Here is a 16,944-nt window from a genome sequence, read left to right on the forward strand (position 1 = left end):
CCATGCAATTGCTGAGCATGAAGCGCGCAAATTGGCGCGCGGGATTTGGAGCGATTCTGCTCGCAGGCGGCTGCGTCATGCTGTCGGCATGCGGCCTGCTCGCTGACCAGCCCGACGAGACTGCCGGCTGGTCGGCCAACAAATTATATTCGGAAGCCAAGGACGCCCTGGACGGCGGCGACTACACGCGCGCCGTGAAGCTGTACGAAAAGCTCGAGGGCCGCTACCCGTTCGGCCGCTATGCGCAGCAAGCGCAGATCGATACCGCCTACGCCAGCTACAAGGACGGCGAGACGGCGGCGGCCCTGGCCGCGGTGGACCGCTTCATCCAGCTGCACCCGAGCCACCCGAACATCGATTACGCCTACTACCTCAAGGGCCTGATCAACTTCAACGACAACCTGGGCTGGCTGGGCCGCTTCTCCGGCCAGGACCTGAGCGAGCGCGACCCGAAGGCCGCGCGCGCGGCATATGACGCCTTCAATACGCTTGTCACGAAGTACCCGGACAGCAAGTACACGCCTGACGCCACCGCGCGCATGCAGTACATCGTCAACTCGCTGGCCCAGCACGAAGTTCACGCCGCCCGCTACTACTACAAGCGCGGGGCCTATCTTGCCGCAGTCAACCGGGCCCAGCAGTCGCTCAAGGACTACGACGGCGCCCCCGCCAACGAGGAAGCGCTGTACATCATGATCCGCTCGTACGACTCGCTCGGCATGAAGGACCTGCGCGACGATACGGCACGCGTGATGGAACGCAACTTCCCGAACAGCGACTACATCAAGTACGGCGAGCGCCGCAAGGACAAGTCCTGGTGGGAAGTGTTCTGATGGATGGCGACGCAGGGCACTGACCCTGCAGCACACACGCGAACGGGACAGATCCGCAAGGATCTGTCCCGTTTCTTGTTGGCCGATGCGATGGACGAAGCGACTCAGTCCTGCTGCGCGCCGCCCTTGTCTTCGCCCTGACTCCCGCCCATCTCGCTACCCCGCAGCGACTCGAGGAAGCGCACCACGGTCTGCGCCTCGCGCGTGCGCGTGAACGGCGGCAGGCTTTGCCAGATCTGGCGGCCATAGGGCTTCTCGACCAGCCGCGTATCGCAGATGGCGAGCACGCCGCGGTCGGATTCCGAGCGGATCAGCCGCCCGGCGCCCTGCTTCAGCGTGATCACCGCATGCGGCAGCTGGTGTACCGCAAACGGGCTCAGGCCCTTCTTCTGCAGCACTTCCATGCGCGCCGCGAGCACCGGGTCGTCGGGCGGCGCGAACGGCAGCTTGTCGATGATCACGAGGGACAGCGCCTCGCCCCGCACGTCCACGCCTTCCCAGAAGCTCTGGCTGCCCACCAGCACAGCATTGCCCAGTTCGCGGAAACGGTCAAGCAGTTCCGTGCGGCTGGCCTGGCCCTGCACCAGCAGCGGCAGTTCGAGGCCGCGCTCGGCAAAGGCATCGTAGAGCAGGTCCGAGGCACGCTGCACAGCGCGCAAGGTCGTGCACAACAGGAAGGTGCGCCCGCCGGCGGCCTCGATCAGCGGCAGCGCCGCCGCCACCACGGCATCGGTGAACTGCGCAGAATTTGGCGGCGGCATGTCGCGCGGCACGTACAGCAGGCCCTGCTTGCCGTAGTCGAACGGGCTCGGCAAGGTCAGCGAGTTGTCCTTGTTGAGTCCCAGTTGCGCGGCATAGTGCGTGAAGTTGCCTTTCACCGACAGCGTGGCCGACGTGAACACCCAGGCACGCGGATGCCCTTCGCGCTGGCGCGTGAAGATAGGCGCGATCGACAACGGCGTGCGGTGCAACTGCACCGTGTGCGAGAACACTTCCACCCAGCGCACGGTCTCCGGGCCGAATTGCGCCGGTGCTGCCGGCGGCGTTGCTTCAGGCTCCGGGGCCGCTTCTCCGCCAGCGTCAGGCACTTGCGCTGCAGGCGCTGCAAACGCCTTGCCTTCATCGCGCCACGCTTCCAGCCGCTGCTGCAGTTCGACCGCACGCCGGTGGCATTGCTGCAGTGTCTCGGCCCGCTCCGCCTGGCTTTCGAGATGCTCGACGAAGGTCGACAACGCCTCTTCCAGGGCATCAAGCGTGTCGAAGAATGGTTCGCCAATGCGCCGGTCGGCCTCGATCTGCCCCAGCGCCAGCCGCGCGTTCTCCTTGCCAAAGGCCAGCCGCAGGTCACGCGTGGCACGCTCCAGCGGCGCCGCGATGCCAACCCAGTCGACGGCATCGCGCGCATGCGACAGCCCTTCGGCCACGGTGTCGCGGCAGATCTCCAGCAGCTGGCTGGTCGACAGCGTCTCGCCGAAGAACAGCGTCGCCGTATCGGGCAACTGGTGCGCCTCGTCGAAAATGATCGTGTTCGCCGCCGGCAGCAGTTCGGCCATGCCGGTGTCGCGCAGCACCACATCGGCAAAGAACAGGTGGTGATTCACCACCACCACGTCGGCCTGCTGGGCTTCCTTGCGGGCCCGCATGACGAAGCAGTCCTTGTAGTTCGGGCACTCCGAGCCCAGGCAGTTATCGCGCGTGGAGGTCACCAGTTGCCACACCGGCGCGTTCTCGGGCACCGCGGCCAGTTCGGCCTTGTCGCCCGATGACGTGGTCTTGGCAAAGCGCGCGATCTCGCGCAGCCACGCCGCGTCCTGCTTGGAAGCCAGCCGGCCATTGGCCTGCGCGCGCTCGAGGTGATAGTGGCACAGATAATTGGCCCGGCCCTTGAGCAGAGATACCGATATCGGCACGTTCAGCGCGCGCCGCACGGTCGGGATATCGCGCAGGAAAAGCTGGTCCTGCAGGTTCTTGGTACCGGTGGAAAGCACAACCTTGCCGCCCCAGAGCATGGCGGGAACCAGGTAGGCGAATGTCTTGCCCGTACCCGTTCCCGCCTCGACGATCACGGTGTCGCTGCGCTCGATCGCGCCGGCCACGGCCTCGGCCATTTGCTGCTGCGAAGCACGCGGACGATAGCCGGGAATGCCCTGGGCAAGGGTGCCGGTCTCGGCAAAGATCTTGGCCAGTTCGCTGGCGTGGTCGGCAGGCACCGCGGACGCGGGAACCAGTTCCGCCTGCGCAGGCACCGGGCTTTCGGCGTCGGCGTCCGGTTCTGGCAGGTCGGTCGGATCGGTCAGGATGGTCAAGGCTGGTAAGGCTTGGGGTTCGGTATGGCGCCATGTGGCGCTGGCAGTGCCGGCGTGCGCTGCACTCAGGCCGGCACGTCGGGTTCGAGCTGGAGCTGCAGCAGGGTGATGGCGTCCTTCAGCTTGAGGCGGCGCTTCTTGAGCCGCCTGAGCTGCAGTTCGTCGTGGGTCGGATCCTCCGCCAGCCGGTCGATCAGGAAATCCAGATCGCGGTGCTCGATCTGCAGGTCCATGATCTGCCGTTCGAGCGTGTTCAGGTTACTGTCGATGTGCATGTGCATCTCCCCGCCGCATCTGCCCAAAAGAGGCTGGCGTGACCCCTGGCCGGCTAGAAGCCAAAGGGGCGCGGCGCCGAGGCCTGTCCCTGCTGTGCCTTCGCCTTGGCGCGGCGCTCGTCCTGGTCCTTCTGGCGCTGCTCGGCCTCGCGCTGCTTGGCCTCGTACGCCTTGACATTCTCCTCGCGCTGGCGCGCCTGCTCCGCGCCCTTGCTCTGCGCCTCGCGCATGCGGGCGTCGAAGTCAGCCTGCTTTTGCTGGTACGCCTGCGCGTTGGCCGAGCGCTTCGGCGCATCGGCCTGATGCTGCGCGTCACGCAGTTGCTGTTGCTGCTGCTTCTTCTCGAAGGCTTCGCGGCTGGCCTGCTCGTTCGCACTGCGCCCGGGCTGGCCAGCCTCGAATTCGGCACGGCGCAACGCCTGTTCGCGGTCGCGGTCAGCCGCCCGCTGGGCGCGCTCGGCATCACCCACCTCAAGTTCGCGCTGGCGCAACACCTGCAATTCCTGGCGCTGGATTTCCTTCGCCTGGTCGATGCAGTGCGTGACAAAGAACTTGTCGTAGCAGGCGCGTTCCGCCGTGGCGAAGCGGTAGTTGGTCCACGCGCGCGAATCGCCGATCGCCTTGCGCTCGGCGGCAAAATCACGCGGTACCGCCGACGGCGCGGAGGCCTGCGCCGCGCTGTCCGACAGCGGCGCCAGCGTGCCGGCGCCGACCACGCTCAGCCACAGCGCGGCGACGGCAAACAGGCGTGCAGGCTGCATTTGCCGACCGGCTCGGTGCGGGATGGAGCAGGACGGGCGCGCGGCGGGAAACATGGCCAGGGTTGCCGTGTCGCGGACGGCCATCGGCATGGCGGGCGCGGCGGCCGGATGGGGCTTGAAGGTCATGCCCGAATTCTAGCATCCGCCCTGCCCTGCGCCTTGCAGGGCCGCTCGCAGCGTGCCGCAAGATACACGCCCTGAAATAGTCCCTCTTCTGCCGGGGACAGGCACCGCGCTTGTGGCAAAATGCCCCGCTTTCGACTGACCGCTTCCGACAGACCGAATTCCCGATGTCCAATCTGCCCGCATCCGTTTCGCAAAAGATTGTGTCGCTCATCGCGGCTGAACTGACCGTTCAACCCCGCCAGGTAGCGGCTGCCGTGGCCCTGCTCGACGAAGGCGCGACCGTTCCGTTCATCGCGCGCTACCGCAAGGAAGTGACCGACAACCTGGACGACACCCAGCTGCGTACGCTGGAAGAGCGCCTGCTGTACCTGCGCGACATGGAAGAGCGTCGCCTGGCCATCCTTGCCTCGATCGAGGAGCAAGGCAAGCTCACACCGGAACTGCGTACCGCGATCGAGTCCGCCGAAACCAAGCAGGCACTCGAAGACCTCTACCTGCCCTACAAGCCCAAGCGCCGCACGCGCGCCCAGATCGCGCGCGAGTGCGGGCTGGAGCCGCTGGCCCAGGCACTGCTGGCCGACCCAACGCTGGACCCGCAGACCGAAGCGGCCAAGTACGTCAACGGCAACCCGACCGCCGATGGCGGCGTGCCCGACGTCAAGGCAGCGCTGGACGGCGCGCGCGACATCCTGTCCGAACAGTTTGGCGAAACCGCCGAGCTGCTGGGCAAGCTGCGCGAGCACCTGTGGAACAACGGCGTGGTCAGCTCCACGGTGATGGAAGGCAAGGAAACCGCCGAGGAAGAGAAGTTCCGCGACTACTACGAGTACAGTGAAACCATCCGCACCGTGCCGTCGCACCGCGCGCTGGCGCTGTTCCGCGGCCGCAACGCGGGCGTGCTGATGGTCAAGCTGGGGCTGGGCGAAGAACAGGATGCGCTGGTGCCGCACCCGTGCGAAGGCATGATCGCGCGCCACGTGGGCATCCAGAACCAGGGCCGCCCCGCCGACAAGTGGCTTGGCGATGTGTGCCGCTGGTGCTGGCGCGTGAAGGTGCAGCCGCACCTGGAAACCGAGCTGCTGACCCAGCTGCGCGAAACCGCCGAAAGCGAAGCCATCAAGGTGTTCGGACGCAACCTGCATGAGCTGCTGCTGGCCGCGCCCGCCGGCCCCAAGGCCGTGATGGGCGTCGACCCGGGCATCCGCACCGGCTGCAAGGTGGCCGTGGTCGACGTGACCGGCAAGCTGCTGGAGACCGCGACCATCTACCCGCATGAGCCGCGCCGCGACTGGAACGGCTCGCTCGCCACGCTGGCGCGCATGGCCAAGCAGCATGGCGTGGCGCTGGTCTCGATCGGCAACGGCACTGCGAGCCGCGAAACCGACAAGCTGGTGCAGGACCTGATGCGCCAGGCGCCCGACCTGAAGCTCACCAAGATCGTCGTGAGCGAAGCCGGTGCGTCGGTGTACTCGGCATCGGAACTGGCCGCCAAGGAATTCCCCGAGCTTGACGTGTCGCTGCGCGGCGCGGTGTCGATCGCGCGCCGCCTGCAGGACCCGCTGGCCGAACTCGTCAAGATCGATCCGAAGTCGATCGGCGTGGGCCAGTACCAGCACGACGTGAACCAGCGCGAGCTGGCCCGCACGCTCGATGCCGTGGTCGAGGACTGCGTGAACGCCGTGGGCGTGGACGTCAATACCGCATCGGCACCGCTGCTGGCGCGCGTGTCCGGCCTGAATACGGTGCTGGCGCGCAATATCGTCGAGTACCGCGATGCCAACGGCGCCTTCTCCAACCGCGACGCGCTGAAAAAGGTGCCGCGCCTGGGCGACAAGACCTTCGAGCAGGCTGCCGGCTTCCTGCGCGTCAACAACGGCGACAATCCGCTGGATCGCTCGTCGGTGCACCCGGAAGCCTATCCGGTGGTCAAGCGCATCCTGGACCATATCAAGAAGGGCCTGTCGGACGTCATGGGCAACCGTGAGGCGCTGCGCGGCCTGTCGCCGGCGCAATTCACGGATGAATCGTTCGGCCTGCCGACCGTGCGCGACATTCTCGCCGAACTCGAAAAGCCGGGCCGCGACCCGCGCCCCGAATTCAAGACCGCCACCTTCCAGGAAGGCGTGGAGGACGTGAAGGACCTGCAGCCCGGCATGATCCTCGAAGGCGTGGTCACCAACGTGGCGGCGTTCGGCGCGTTCGTCGACATCGGCGTCCACCAGGACGGCCTGGTGCATATCTCGGCGCTGTCGAGCAAGTTCGTCAAGGACGCGCACGAAGTGGTCAAGGCCGGCCAGATCGTCAAGGTCAAGGTGATGGAAGTGGACGTCAAGCGCAACCGCATCGGCCTGAGCATGCGGCTGGATGATGAACCGGGCCAGACGTCGTCGCGCCCGACAGGCGATCGTGGCGATCGTGGCGATCGCGGCGGTCAGCGCCAGGGCGGCAAGGGCTTCGGCAATGGCGGTGCTCGCCGCGAGGCCGAGCCCGCCGGCGCCATGGCCGCGGCGTTTGCCAAGCTCAAGCGCTGAACTGGCTGGCCTGCATCCGGTCGAGAACGCCCCGCACGGGGCGTTTTTCTATGTCCGCTCGCCGCAGCGGAAAATGCGTACGGCCAGGCCCGAACGGCCATCGGCACGGTTGGCGAATCCAATCCCCAATCCGTGCAGCCGCGCGACACGCTGTGCAATCGAGATGCCGAGCCCATGCCCCTGTTCGCGCTGGCCGCCGGCGCGGAAGAAGCGATCGCCCAGTCGCGCGAGGACCTCTGGCGCCGCACCCGGCCCTTCATCGCAGACGACAATGGCATCGGCACGGAAATCCATGGTGACCATGGCACCCGCGGGGCTATAGCGGATCGCATTGTCCAGCAGGTTGCGCAGCATCAGCCCGAGCAGGTTCGGGTCCCCGGCCAGCGGCAAGGGCACCACGCCCGCCGGCGGCCAGATCAGCTCCACATCGACCTTCCTGCGTTGCGCCAGCGCCAGGCAATCCGACAATGCCTGCTGCGCGATGGGCTGCCAGTTCACGTCTTCGGGCAAAGCCCGCGCCGAGGCATCTTCGAGCCGGCTCATGGTCAGCAGTTGAGACACCAGCCGGCTCATCCGGTCGATGCCGGACTCCACATTGGCACGCGCCCGGGCACGCTCGCCCTCGTCCGGCGAACGCTGCGCGATTTCCCACTGCGCCTTCAGCGCGGCCAGCGGCGTGCGCATTTCATGCGCGGCATCGGCCGTTAGGCGCCGCTCGTGCTCGATCGAATCGGATACGCGAACCAGCAGCCGGTTCATGGCGTTGACCAGCGGCACCAGTTCGCCAGGCACCCCCGCCAGGCCCAGCGGCTGGGGGTCATGCGGAGAACGGCTCTCGATCTCCGTGGAAAGCGCACGCACCGGCGCCATCGCGCGCCGCATGAACAGGATCAGCACGCCGATCAGTACGGGCAGGCCCACCGCCCACGGCACCACCTGCGCCGCGGTATAGGACAGGATCAGCTCGTTGCGCTCGCCCAGCTTCTGCCCGATACAGACGCGCCAGCCGGTCACGTCGTCGTCGAGGTAGTACAGCCGCCAGCGATGGCCGTCGATGCGCTGGTTCGTGAACCCTTTGATGCCTTTGGCTGGCGGCAGGCGATCCCCGTCCGGATCGATATGCATGGGCGTGCCATCGGGCAGCCACGCGGCTATCGCGAGGTCGCCCAGGCCTGCATCGCCCTGGTCTCCTCCGGCAATCGCCGGTAGCCTGGCGCGCGACGGCGCCGCCGTGATGTCGACCAGCGGCACCAGCGAGTGCATCTGCATCGCCATGCGGACCATGTCGGTGTCGTACAGCTCGTTGATCTCGTGCCGGGCCCGCACGTACGTCATGGCAATGGTCAGCAGCCATACCACCGGCGTCACGATCAGCACGGCCACGATCAGGCGCCGCTGCAGCGTCATGCGCAGTCCTCGGCCGCGCCCAGCGTGTAGCCGGCGCCGCGGAATGTGCGCACGATCTTCGGATGGATCTTGCGGCGCAGATGGTGGATATGGACTTCGAGCGTGTTGCTTTCCAGCCCGGCCTGCCAGTCATAAAGCTTGTCGCGCAGGAAATCGCGCGTCAGCAGGCGGTTCGGATGCGCCAGCAGCAATTCCAGCAGCATGGCCTCGCGGCTGGTCAGGTCCACGGGCTTGCCCTGCCAGAAAGCCTGCCGCGCAGCCGGGTGGAACTCGAGTGCCCCATGCCGCCAGACCGGCGCCGAGTTCCCTGCCGCCCGGCGCGTCATGGCGCGCAGCCGCGCGGCCAGTTCATCGAGGGAAATTGGCTTGACCAGGTAGTCGTCCGCGCCGCTGTCCAGGCCGCTGATGCGGCTTTCGATCGCGTCGCGTGCCGTCAGCACCAGCACCGGAATCTGGCAGCCCCGCTCACGCCAGCGCCTGAGCCACGTCATGCCGTCGTCGCCCGGCAGCCCAAGGTCCAGCACCACGGCGTCGTATTGCACCACGCCAAGCGCATGATCCGCCTCGGCGCCGGTAGTAAACCAGTCGACGACATATCCCATCAGTTGCAGCCCGTGCAGCAACCCGTCCCCCAGCATGGGGTCGTCTTCAACAATAAGAATTCTCATTTCCAGGCCCCGATTTTTTGGCGATATCAGCCAATAGAGGGCGTTAAGGCCGCGGCAAGTCACGCAACCGCCATTCTTGCCCAATTCTCCTTAATCTGCCATTAAGGTTCGTCACTTATCCTCCCATGTTGCCCTGAACCGGCCGCTTGTCCGATTTTCATCCGACAATCGTTGCCACACGGCATTACCCGGTTTCCGGCCCCGTCATTCGCCACGCCACCCATCTTCCTTCATGCTTCAAGGTTCCGACCGCATGACGAGCGAGCACGATTCGCTTGCCGAGCAAGCTGCCCTGCCGTGGCACAGGCGCCGCTTCGGCGGTGTTCCGCTGATGGCGCTGGCCGGCGTCAGCGCGGTGGTCGCGCTGCTGTGGTTCGGCACGCTGGGCATACGCCACCTGATCGGACCCGATGAAGGCCGCTACGCCGAAATCGCCCGCGAGATGTTCGTCAGCGGCGACTGGGTGACGATTCGCTACAACGCGCTGAAGTACTTTGAAAAGCCGCCGTTCCACATGTGGGTAACGGCGCTGTCCTATGTGCTGTTTGGCATTGGGGACTGGCAGGCGCGGTTGTGCGTGGCCCTGGCTGGCGCCATCGGCCTGCTGGCATCGATGCTGGCTGCCCACCGCTGGTTTGGCGCGCGCGCCGCGCTGCTGACCGGGCTGGTTCTGGTCGCCGCGCCCATGTGGAGCGTGGCGGCACACTTCAACACGCTGGACATGACGCTGTCCGGAGCCATGGCCTGCGTGCTGGCGTTCATGCTGCTTGCGCAGCACCCCGATGCCACGCCGGCCGCACGCCGCAACTGGATGCTGGCATGCTGGCTGGCCATGGGCGTGGCGATCCTGACCAAGGGACTGGTCGGCATGGCGCTGCCGGGGCTGGTGCTCGTGATCTACACGCTCATCACCCGTGACCTGGCCCTCTGGCGACGCCTGCATCTGGTGAGCGGCATCGTGCTGATGCTGCTGGTCACGGTGCCGTGGTTCTGGCTGGTGTCGGAACGCAATCCGGAATTCCTGCGCTTCTTCTTCATCCACGAGCACTGGGAGCGCTATACCTCGAACGTGCATTCGCGCAAGGGCCCGCTGCTCTACTTCGTGCCGCTCGTGCTCGGCGGCTTCCTGCCGTGGCTGGGCCTGGTTCCGCGCATGTGGCGCGCGGTGCGCGAGCGCGCGGGGGTGAGCGCCGAGCTGAGCGCCGGCAGTGCGCCGCGGCCGTTCCAGCCCGCCCTGCTCGCCGCCATCTGGGCCGTCGCCATCTTTGTCTTCTTCAGCCTTTCGCACTCGAAGCTGCCCGGCTATATCCTGCCGGTCTTCCCGGCGCTGGGCATCCTTGGCGGCGTGGCGCTGGATTCGATCAATCAACGGTCCTGGCGCCGCCAGCTCGTGGCCGGCCTGGTGATTGGAATCATCGGGCTGCTGGCCAGCCCCATCGTCGCCACGCTCAATTCGAACAACACCCCCAATGCGCTGTATCGCGCCTACGCCGTCTGGGCTGCCGTCGCCTTCGTGCTGATCATCGCGAGCGCGCTCGTTGCGCGCTGGCTGCTGCAGCGGCGCGGACTGATGGCAAGCATCACGGTCTATGCGGTTGGCATCTACATCGCCTTCACGGCGGCGTTGCTCGGGCACGAAGTCATCGGCCGCTCTGCGTCGGGCATCGACATGATCGCACCCGTGGCGCGCGTGCTGCGGCCCGACATGAAGCTCTACAGCGTGCGCGTGCTGGACCATACGCTGCCGTTCTACCTGCGCCACCCGCTGGTGATGGTGGAGCGCCCCGACGAGCTTGAGTTCGGCGTCACCCAGGAGCCGCAGAAATGGCTGCCGACCACCGCGGCATTCCTCGCCGCGTGGCAGGACGGCCAGCCCGCCATGGCGATCATGTCACCGGACACCTTCGCCGAACTGAGCCAGCGCGCGCCGATGGTCGTGGTGGCACGCGACTGGCGCCGCGTGGCCGTGGCCAACTTTGCCGTGAATGCACCGGCACAACAACGCTAGGCTGGCTCCCGAGCCCGGCCTATCCTTACGCTTAACCCATGCAACAGCCCACTTCCATGCAAGCCAAGAAAGTCCTCATCCTTGGCGTCAACGGCTTCATCGGCCACCACCTGACGCGCCGCATCCTGGAAACCACGCCGTGGGAAGTCTACGGCATGGACATGTCGTCCGACCGCCTCGGTGACCTGGTCAACCATCCGCGCATGCACTTCTTCGAGGGTGACATCACCATCAACAAGGAGTGGATCGAGTACAACATCCGCAAATGCGACGTGGTCCTGCCGCTGGTGGCCATCGCCACCCCGGCCACCTACGTGCGCCAGCCGCTGCGCGTGTTCGAGCTCGACTTCGAAGCCAACCTGCCGATCGTGCGCGCCGCGGTCAAGTACGGCAAGCACCTGGTGTTCCCGTCGACCTCCGAGGTCTACGGCATGTGCGCCGACGACGAGTTCGACCCCGAGTCCTCGCCGCTGATCTACGGCCCGATCAACAAGCCGCGCTGGATCTACGCCTGCTCCAAGCAGCTCATGGACCGCGTCATCCACGCCTACGGCATGGAACAGGGCCTGAACTACACGCTGTTCCGCCCGTTCAACTGGATCGGCGCCGGGCTGGACTCGATCTTCGAATCGAAGGAAGGCTCCTCGCGCGTGGTCACGCAGTTCCTGGGCCATATTGTGCGCGGCGAGCCGATCAAGCTGGTCGACGGCGGGGCGCAGAAGCGCGCGTTCGCCGATATCTCGGACGGCATCTCGGCGCTGATGCGCATCATCGAGAACCCCAACGGCGTGGCCACCGGCAAGATCTTCAACATCGGCAACCCGTCCAACATCCACTCGGTGCGCGAGCTGGCCGAGATGATGCTGAAGATGGCCGCCGACTACCCCGAGTACGCCGAAGAGGCGCGCAAGACGCAGATCGTCGAGACCTCGTCGGGCGACTTCTACGGCAAGGGCTACCAGGACGTGCAGCACCGCGTGCCGAAGATCGACAACACCATGCAGGAACTGGGCTGGAAGCCCGAGGTGACGATGGAGCAGGCGCTGCGACGGATATTCGAGGCCTACCGCGACCACGTGGTCGACGCCCGCACCCTGGTCAGCGGCGACTAAGGCATACGCGCGGGCCGCCGTGTCGGCGCCCGCCAAGCACCCCCAACCTCAACCCTCCCTCAATCCGCCCAAGAACAAAACAAAGCCCCCGCCCGGCCTGCGCCTGCGGGGGCTTTGTCCTACTACCGCGGCAAGGATCAAATCTCGACCTTGGTACCGAGCTCGACCACGCGATTGGCGGGAATCTGGAAGAAGTCCGACGGCTTGGCGCCGTTCTGGTGCATCCAAGCGAACAAGCTCTCGCGCCACATCGACATGCCCGGCAGCTTGGACGGGATAACCGATTCGCGCGCGATGAAGAAGGACGTCTCCATCAGCTCGAACTGCATGCCGAGCTTGCGCTGCGCGAGTTCCAGCACCTTGTGCACGTCCGGGGTTTCCTTGAAGCCGTAGTCGGACTTCAGGATATACACGCCACCGCCCAGGTCCTTGCAGCTCAGGCGGTGTTCGTCATCGACATAAGGAATGTCGCGCGTGACGAAACTGAGAAAGACTACACGTTCATGCAGCACGCGGTTGTGCTTCAGGTTGTGCAGCAGCGACACCGGCACCGAGTCGGTATTGCCGGTCAGGAACACGGCCGTGCCTTCCACCCGGTGCGGCGGGTGCGCCAGCAGGCCGGCAATGAAGGGCTCAAGCGGAATGCCGTCTTCCAGGCTGCGTGCGCGCAACAGCTTGCGGCCGCTGTACCAGGTCATCAGCAGGAAGAACGCGGTACCGCCCATCAGCAGCGGGAACCAGCCGCCTTCCGCGATCTTCAGCAGGTTGGCCGCGAAGAACGCCAGGTCCACCATCAGGAACGACAGGCCGATCAGGGTCACCAGCACCGGGTTCCACTTCCAGACATTGCGCATCACCACGGCGGCCAGGAAGGTGGTGATTACCATGGTCGTGGTGACCGCAATGCCATAAGCAGCGGCCAGGTTATCCGATTTCTTGAAGGCCACCACGACCGCCACCACGAGCACCAGCAGGATCCAGTTGATGACCGGCAGGTAGATCTGGCCGATTTCCGCCTCCGACGTGTAGCGGATCCGCATGCGCGGCACGAAGCCCAGCTGGATGGCCTGGCTGGTCAGCGAGAACGCGCCAGAAATGACCGCCTGCGAGGCAATCACCGTGGCGCAGGTCGCCAGCAGCACCATGGGCAGTTGCAGCGCACTGGGCACCATCAGGTAGAACGGATTGGCCACGGCTTCCGGATGGTTCAGCAGCATCGCCCCCTGGCCAAAGTAGTTCAGCATCAGGCACGGCATCACCAGCACGAACCACCCATAGCGGATCGGGCGCGCGCCAAAATGCCCCATGTCCGCGTACAGCGCCTCGGCACCGGTCAGCACCAGGAACACCGAGCCCAGCACGACAAAGGCCTGCAGCGAATGCTCCATCAGGAACTTGATGCCATGGTGCGGGCTGATGGCCATCAGGATGCCCGGGGCCTGCAGCAGGTGCAGCAGGCCCAGCGCGCCCAGGGCAATGAACCAGGCGACCATGATCGGCCCGAACAGCTTGCCGACGGCATGCGTGCCGCTGCGCTGAATGAAGAACAGCACGGCCAGGATGACCAGCGTGATGGGAATGACAAAGTGGGAAAGACCCGGGGCGGCAATCTCCAGCCCCTCCACCGCGGACAACACCGAGATGGCCGGCGTGATGACCGCGTCGCCGTAGAACATGCAGGCGCCGAAGATGCCCAGCATCATCAGCAGCTTGGCCATGCGCGAGCGTGGCGCCGCGGTGCGCAGTGCCAGCGCCATCAGGGCCAGCACGCCGCCCTCGCCATTGTTGTCCGCCCGCATCACGAACAGGACATATTTGAGCGACACCACGATGATCATGGCCCAGAACAGCATCGAAATGATGCCGAGCACCGCGTCCGGGCTGAAGGGAATGCCATGTTCCTGGCTGAAGCACTCCTTGAGCGCGTACAGCGGGCTGGTCCCGATATCGCCGAATACGACGCCGATTGCGCCGATCACAAGAGCGCGCGTGCTCGGGCTCTCGACAAAGTAGTGGCTGGTGGTTGCGGATTGGGTGGTCATGAATTCTGGTCTCGACGACCGGATCGCGGGCGGTAGAGCGCTCTACCCGGAATCCGGCCCGACACAGCAGCCGTGAATCGGCCGCCTCCCTCTTCAGTTGTTCTATTGCGTTGCACAAACGGCCGCAATTCTAGATGAACTGCGGCGCGCCGGCCACTGACGATGCCCCCGATACCGCTGGCGGAACGCATCAAGCATGGGTGGGAAGTGGTGGATGGTCAAGTCCTGCAGCAAATAGCACCGGACCTGCCAGCGCTGGAACGACGTTGCCGTGTCGCCACAAAATGAGATATTTACATCACTTTTCGTGTGAGATGGTCTTATACGCCGAGGTAGCGATCGAGAGCCTCATGCTTGCCGGCGAGGTCTGCGGCGGGGCCGGTCAGGACGACACGCCCCTTCTCCAGCACGACCACGCGGTCCGCGTGGGCGAGCACGGACCGGAAGTTGCGATCCACCACCACGGAGGCGATGCCCGTCGCCCGCACAGTGGCAATGACCTCCCAGATCTCGCGCACGATGCGCGGCGCGAGCCCTTCCGTGGCTTCGTCAAGCACCAGGCAGTCGGGGTTGGTCATCAACGCGCGGCCGATCGACAGCATCTGCTGCTCGCCGCCGGACAGTTGCTGTCCGCCATGGTCCAGGCGCTCCTTGAGCCGCGGAAACAGGTCGAGCACGCGCGCCTCGTCCCAGTCATGGCGGCCATTGCAGCCCTTGCGTGCCGCCATGACCAGGTTCTCGCGCACCGACAGGTTCGGGAAGATGCCGCGCCCTTCGGGCACGTAGGCCACCCCAAGGCGCGCCACCTCGTGGGGCTGCGCGCGCGAAACATCGCGCCCGGCCACGCGGATGCTGCCGGTGCGCTGGCGCACGTGGCCCAGCAGCGTTCGCAGCAGCGTGCTCTTGCCCATGCCATTGCGCCCGAGCAGGCCCACGGTCTCGCCCGTGCCAACGCGGAAGTCCACGTCGCGCAGGATATGGCTGGAGCCGTACCAGGCGTTGATGCCGCTGGCTTCGATCATCGCTGCCGTCATGCCGGCACCTCGTGGTCTTCGCCCTCGCCCAGGTAGGCGAGCTGGACTTCCCGGTTGGCTCGAATGGCATCGGGCGTGCCGCTGGCAATGACCGCGCCGTTGACCATCACCGTGATGCGGTCGGCCACGGCAAACACGGCATCCATATCGTGCTCTACCAGCAGGATCGCATGGCCTTCGCGCAGGCCGCGCAACAGCGCCAGCATGCGCGACGACTCTTCGGCGCCCATGCCCGCAAGCGGCTCGTCCAGGAGCAGGGCCACGGGCTGCGTGGCCAGGCACATGGCCACTTCGAGCTGGCGCTTCTGGCCGTGCGCGAGTTCGCTGGCGAGCCGCCCCGCATGCGCGGCAAGCCCCGCACGCTCCATGGCCTCGTCGGCAAGCGCGCCGCTCATGCGGCAGCCGCCGGCGCCCTCCCAGAGCCGCCAGGCGCGCTGGGCACGCGACTGCGCCGCCAGCCGGCAGTTCTCGCGCACGGTGAGCGGCAGGAAGATGTTATTGCGCTGGTAGCTGCGGCCAATGCCATGCCGGGCCAGCCGCGGCTGGGACCACCCGGTCACATCCCGCCCCTGCAGGTGAAGCTGGCCTGCCGAAGGCGGCAGTTCGCCGGACAGCATATTGATCAGCGTGGATTTGCCGGCGCCGTTGGTGCCGATCACTGCGTGGATCTCGTGCAGCGCCAGCGACAGATCCACTCCCGCCACGGCGGTCAGGCCGCCAAAACGGCGCGTCAGGCCGGTGGCCTGCAATACCGGTGTGCTCATGCGGCCTCCGTGTTGCGGTGGTGGCGGCGTTCACCGCCCGCCTCCTGCGCTGCGTCGTCGTCATCGCCGTTGCGCACGCCCGGGGCTCGCGCCTTCGGGCGCAGCACCGCCGGCAGGCTCACCAGCCCGCGCGGCAGCAGGGCCACCGCGACGATGATGAAGCCGCCCATCAGCAACTGCCAGTGCTTGGTCATCGTGCTGAACCACTCGGCCACCAGCACAAAGGAAAAGGCGCCCAGCACCGCGCCGGCCAGGCTGCCCACGCCGCCCAGGATGACCATCAGCATGGCATTGCCCGACTGGTGCCACGAGGCGATTTCCGGGTTGACGAAGCCGAACTGGACCGCATACAGGAAGCCCGCCAGCCCCGCCAGCATGCCGCCGGCGACGAATGCACCGAGCTGGTAGCGGTACGTGGCATAGCCCGCTGCGCGCATGCGCTGCTCGTTATGGCGGATGCCCACCAGCGCGTGCCCGAAGCGCGAACGCAGCAGCAGCGCCAGCACTGCTACGGTCACGCCCATGGCGGCCCAGACCATCCAGTAGAAATGACTGGGGTCGTTGACGGTCACTTGCCGCAGGCCGGGCACCGGGAATTCCGGGCGGAAGTAGATGTACGTGCCGTCGCTGCCGCCAGCGATCTTGGTGTCGTGGAAGACGAAATACACCATCTGCGCGAACGCCAGCGTCACCATGATGAAGTAGACCCCGCGCGTGCGCAGCACCAGCATGCCGACCAGCATCGCCAACACTGCCGCGGCGCCCAGGGCCCCGGCCAGCAGCAGCCAGCCGTTGCCAGGACCGGACTCCGGCGCCAGCATGGCCGTGGCATAAGCCGCCGCCGCGAAGTAGGCGGCATGGCCCAGGCTCACTAGGCCGGTATAGCCGATCAGCAACTGCAGCGAGAGCGCGAAGATGGCCATGATCATGACCTTGCTCAGCAGCTCGATATAGAACTTGTGGCTGTCTGCGGTCAGCACCAGCGGCAGGCTGGCCAGCACCGCGAATGCCACCAGCCACGCAAAGGCGACGCGCGCGCTGCCGTGCGAAGCCGCCGGGGAAAGCTTGGTATCCATA

General features: G+C 66.1%; 13 protein-coding genes. 4 read left to right on the plus strand and 9 right to left on the minus strand.

Annotated features, from left to right (window positions below):
• Positions 1-2 precede the first annotated feature (2 nt).
• Positions 3-833: an outer membrane protein assembly factor BamD gene (locus CupriaWKF_RS09150; protein ID WP_211948054.1), complete on the plus strand. Its 831-nt coding sequence runs from the start codon at positions 3-5 to the stop codon at positions 831-833.
• A 104-nt stretch (positions 834-937) separates the two neighbouring features.
• Here CupriaWKF_RS09150 and CupriaWKF_RS09155 read toward each other — a convergent pair whose 3' ends face one another.
• The 3 genes from CupriaWKF_RS09155 to CupriaWKF_RS09165 form a co-directional block, all read right to left on the minus strand.
• Positions 938-3,079 carry an ATP-dependent DNA helicase gene (locus CupriaWKF_RS09155; RefSeq protein ID WP_276100736.1) on the minus strand — a complete coding sequence of 714 codons (2,142 nt, stop codon included), beginning with the start codon at positions 3,077-3,079 and terminating at the stop codon, positions 938-940.
• A 125-nt stretch (positions 3,080-3,204) separates the two neighbouring features.
• Positions 3,205-3,408 (minus strand): DUF465 domain-containing protein, encoded by a 204-nt coding sequence (locus CupriaWKF_RS09160; RefSeq protein WP_224079965.1) that lies wholly within the window; start codon positions 3,406-3,408, stop codon positions 3,205-3,207.
• 59 nt (positions 3,409-3,467) lie between these two features.
• Positions 3,468-4,301 carry a hypothetical protein gene (locus tag CupriaWKF_RS09165; protein WP_276097599.1) on the minus strand — a complete coding sequence of 278 codons (834 nt, stop codon included), beginning with the start codon at positions 4,299-4,301 and terminating at the stop codon, positions 3,468-3,470.
• 164 nt (positions 4,302-4,465) lie between these two features.
• Here CupriaWKF_RS09165 and CupriaWKF_RS09170 point away from each other — a divergent pair, with 164 nt between their 5' ends.
• Positions 4,466-6,832 carry a Tex family protein gene (locus tag CupriaWKF_RS09170; protein WP_276097600.1) on the plus strand — a complete coding sequence of 789 codons (2,367 nt, stop codon included), beginning with the start codon at positions 4,466-4,468 and terminating at the stop codon, positions 6,830-6,832.
• 48 nt (positions 6,833-6,880) lie between these two features.
• On the opposite strand, the gene CupriaWKF_RS09175 is transcribed toward CupriaWKF_RS09170, so the two are convergent.
• On the minus strand, positions 6,881-8,239 hold the full coding sequence (locus tag CupriaWKF_RS09175; protein ID WP_276097601.1) for an ATP-binding protein: 1,359 nt from the start codon (positions 8,237-8,239) through the stop codon (positions 6,881-6,883).
• A complete protein-coding gene (locus tag CupriaWKF_RS09180; protein WP_276097602.1) occupies positions 8,236-8,907 on the minus strand; it encodes a response regulator in 672 nt (223 codons plus the stop codon). Before CupriaWKF_RS09180 ends, CupriaWKF_RS09175 begins: the two co-directional genes overlap by 4 nt.
• A 331-nt stretch (positions 8,908-9,238) precedes the next feature.
• Here CupriaWKF_RS09180 and CupriaWKF_RS09185 point away from each other — a divergent pair, with 331 nt between their 5' ends.
• Together CupriaWKF_RS09185 and CupriaWKF_RS09190 are read left to right on the plus strand one after the other, a co-directional pair.
• Complete coding sequence (locus CupriaWKF_RS09185) at positions 9,239-10,915, plus strand: glycosyltransferase family 39 protein (protein WP_276100737.1); 1,677 nt, start codon at positions 9,239-9,241, stop codon at positions 10,913-10,915.
• Positions 10,916-10,971: 56 nt separating this feature from the next.
• Entirely contained in the window at positions 10,972-12,027 is a 1,056-nt protein-coding gene (locus CupriaWKF_RS09190) for a bifunctional UDP-4-keto-pentose/UDP-xylose synthase (RefSeq protein ID WP_276097603.1), read from the plus strand.
• A 137-nt stretch (positions 12,028-12,164) separates the two neighbouring features.
• Here the strand turns inward: CupriaWKF_RS09190 and CupriaWKF_RS09195 are convergent, their stop codons facing one another.
• The 4 genes from CupriaWKF_RS09195 to CupriaWKF_RS09210 all read right to left on the minus strand — a co-directional run bounded on the left by CupriaWKF_RS09195 (position 12,165) and on the right by CupriaWKF_RS09210 (position 16,943).
• Positions 12,165-14,069, minus strand: a complete 1,905-nt coding sequence (locus CupriaWKF_RS09195) for a potassium transporter Kup (protein WP_276097604.1) — start codon at positions 14,067-14,069, stop codon at positions 12,165-12,167.
• Between the two features lie 320 nt (positions 14,070-14,389).
• The gene (locus tag CupriaWKF_RS09200; protein ID WP_276097605.1) at positions 14,390-15,103 is read right to left on the minus strand and encodes an ABC transporter ATP-binding protein; all 714 of its coding nucleotides are present in this window, start codon (positions 15,101-15,103) and stop codon (positions 14,390-14,392) included.
• Complete coding sequence (locus CupriaWKF_RS09205) at positions 15,100-15,867, minus strand: ABC transporter ATP-binding protein (RefSeq protein WP_276097606.1); 768 nt, start codon at positions 15,865-15,867, stop codon at positions 15,100-15,102. The genes CupriaWKF_RS09200 and CupriaWKF_RS09205 overlap by 4 nt, the downstream gene beginning before the upstream one ends.
• On the minus strand, positions 15,864-16,943 hold the full coding sequence (locus CupriaWKF_RS09210; RefSeq protein WP_276097607.1) for a branched-chain amino acid ABC transporter permease: 1,080 nt from the start codon (positions 16,941-16,943) through the stop codon (positions 15,864-15,866). The genes CupriaWKF_RS09205 and CupriaWKF_RS09210 overlap by 4 nt, the downstream gene beginning before the upstream one ends.
• Position 16,944 lies beyond the last annotated feature (1 nt).

The organism is Cupriavidus sp. WKF15, assembly GCF_029278605.1.
In the GTDB taxonomy this organism is placed as follows: domain Bacteria; phylum Pseudomonadota; class Gammaproteobacteria; order Burkholderiales; family Burkholderiaceae; genus Cupriavidus.

Coding starts and splice junctions, on each gene's coding strand:
- CupriaWKF_RS09205 (WP_276097606.1), bottom strand. CDS start 15,867: ATGAGCACACCGGTATTGCAGGCCACCGGCCTGACGCGCCGTTTTGGC.
- CupriaWKF_RS09190 (WP_276097603.1), top strand. CDS start 10,972: ATGCAAGCCAAGAAAGTCCTCATCCTTGGCGTCAACGGCTTCATCGGC.
- CupriaWKF_RS09195 (WP_276097604.1), bottom strand. CDS start 14,069: ATGACCACCCAATCCGCAACCACCAGCCACTACTTTGTCGAGAGCCCG.
- CupriaWKF_RS09185 (WP_276100737.1), top strand. CDS start 9,239: ATGGCGCTGGCCGGCGTCAGCGCGGTGGTCGCGCTGCTGTGGTTCGGC.
- CupriaWKF_RS09210 (WP_276097607.1), bottom strand. CDS start 16,943: ATGGATACCAAGCTTTCCCCGGCGGCTTCGCACGGCAGCGCGCGCGTC.
- CupriaWKF_RS09200 (WP_276097605.1), bottom strand. CDS start 15,103: ATGACGGCAGCGATGATCGAAGCCAGCGGCATCAACGCCTGGTACGGC.
- CupriaWKF_RS09165 (WP_276097599.1), bottom strand. CDS start 4,301: ATGACCTTCAAGCCCCATCCGGCCGCCGCGCCCGCCATGCCGATGGCC.
- CupriaWKF_RS09170 (WP_276097600.1), top strand. CDS start 4,466: ATGTCCAATCTGCCCGCATCCGTTTCGCAAAAGATTGTGTCGCTCATC.
- CupriaWKF_RS09180 (WP_276097602.1), bottom strand. CDS start 8,907: ATGAGAATTCTTATTGTTGAAGACGACCCCATGCTGGGGGACGGGTTG.
- CupriaWKF_RS09150 (WP_211948054.1), top strand. CDS start 3: ATGCAATTGCTGAGCATGAAGCGCGCAAATTGGCGCGCGGGATTTGGA.
- CupriaWKF_RS09175 (WP_276097601.1), bottom strand. CDS start 8,239: ATGACGCTGCAGCGGCGCCTGATCGTGGCCGTGCTGATCGTGACGCCG.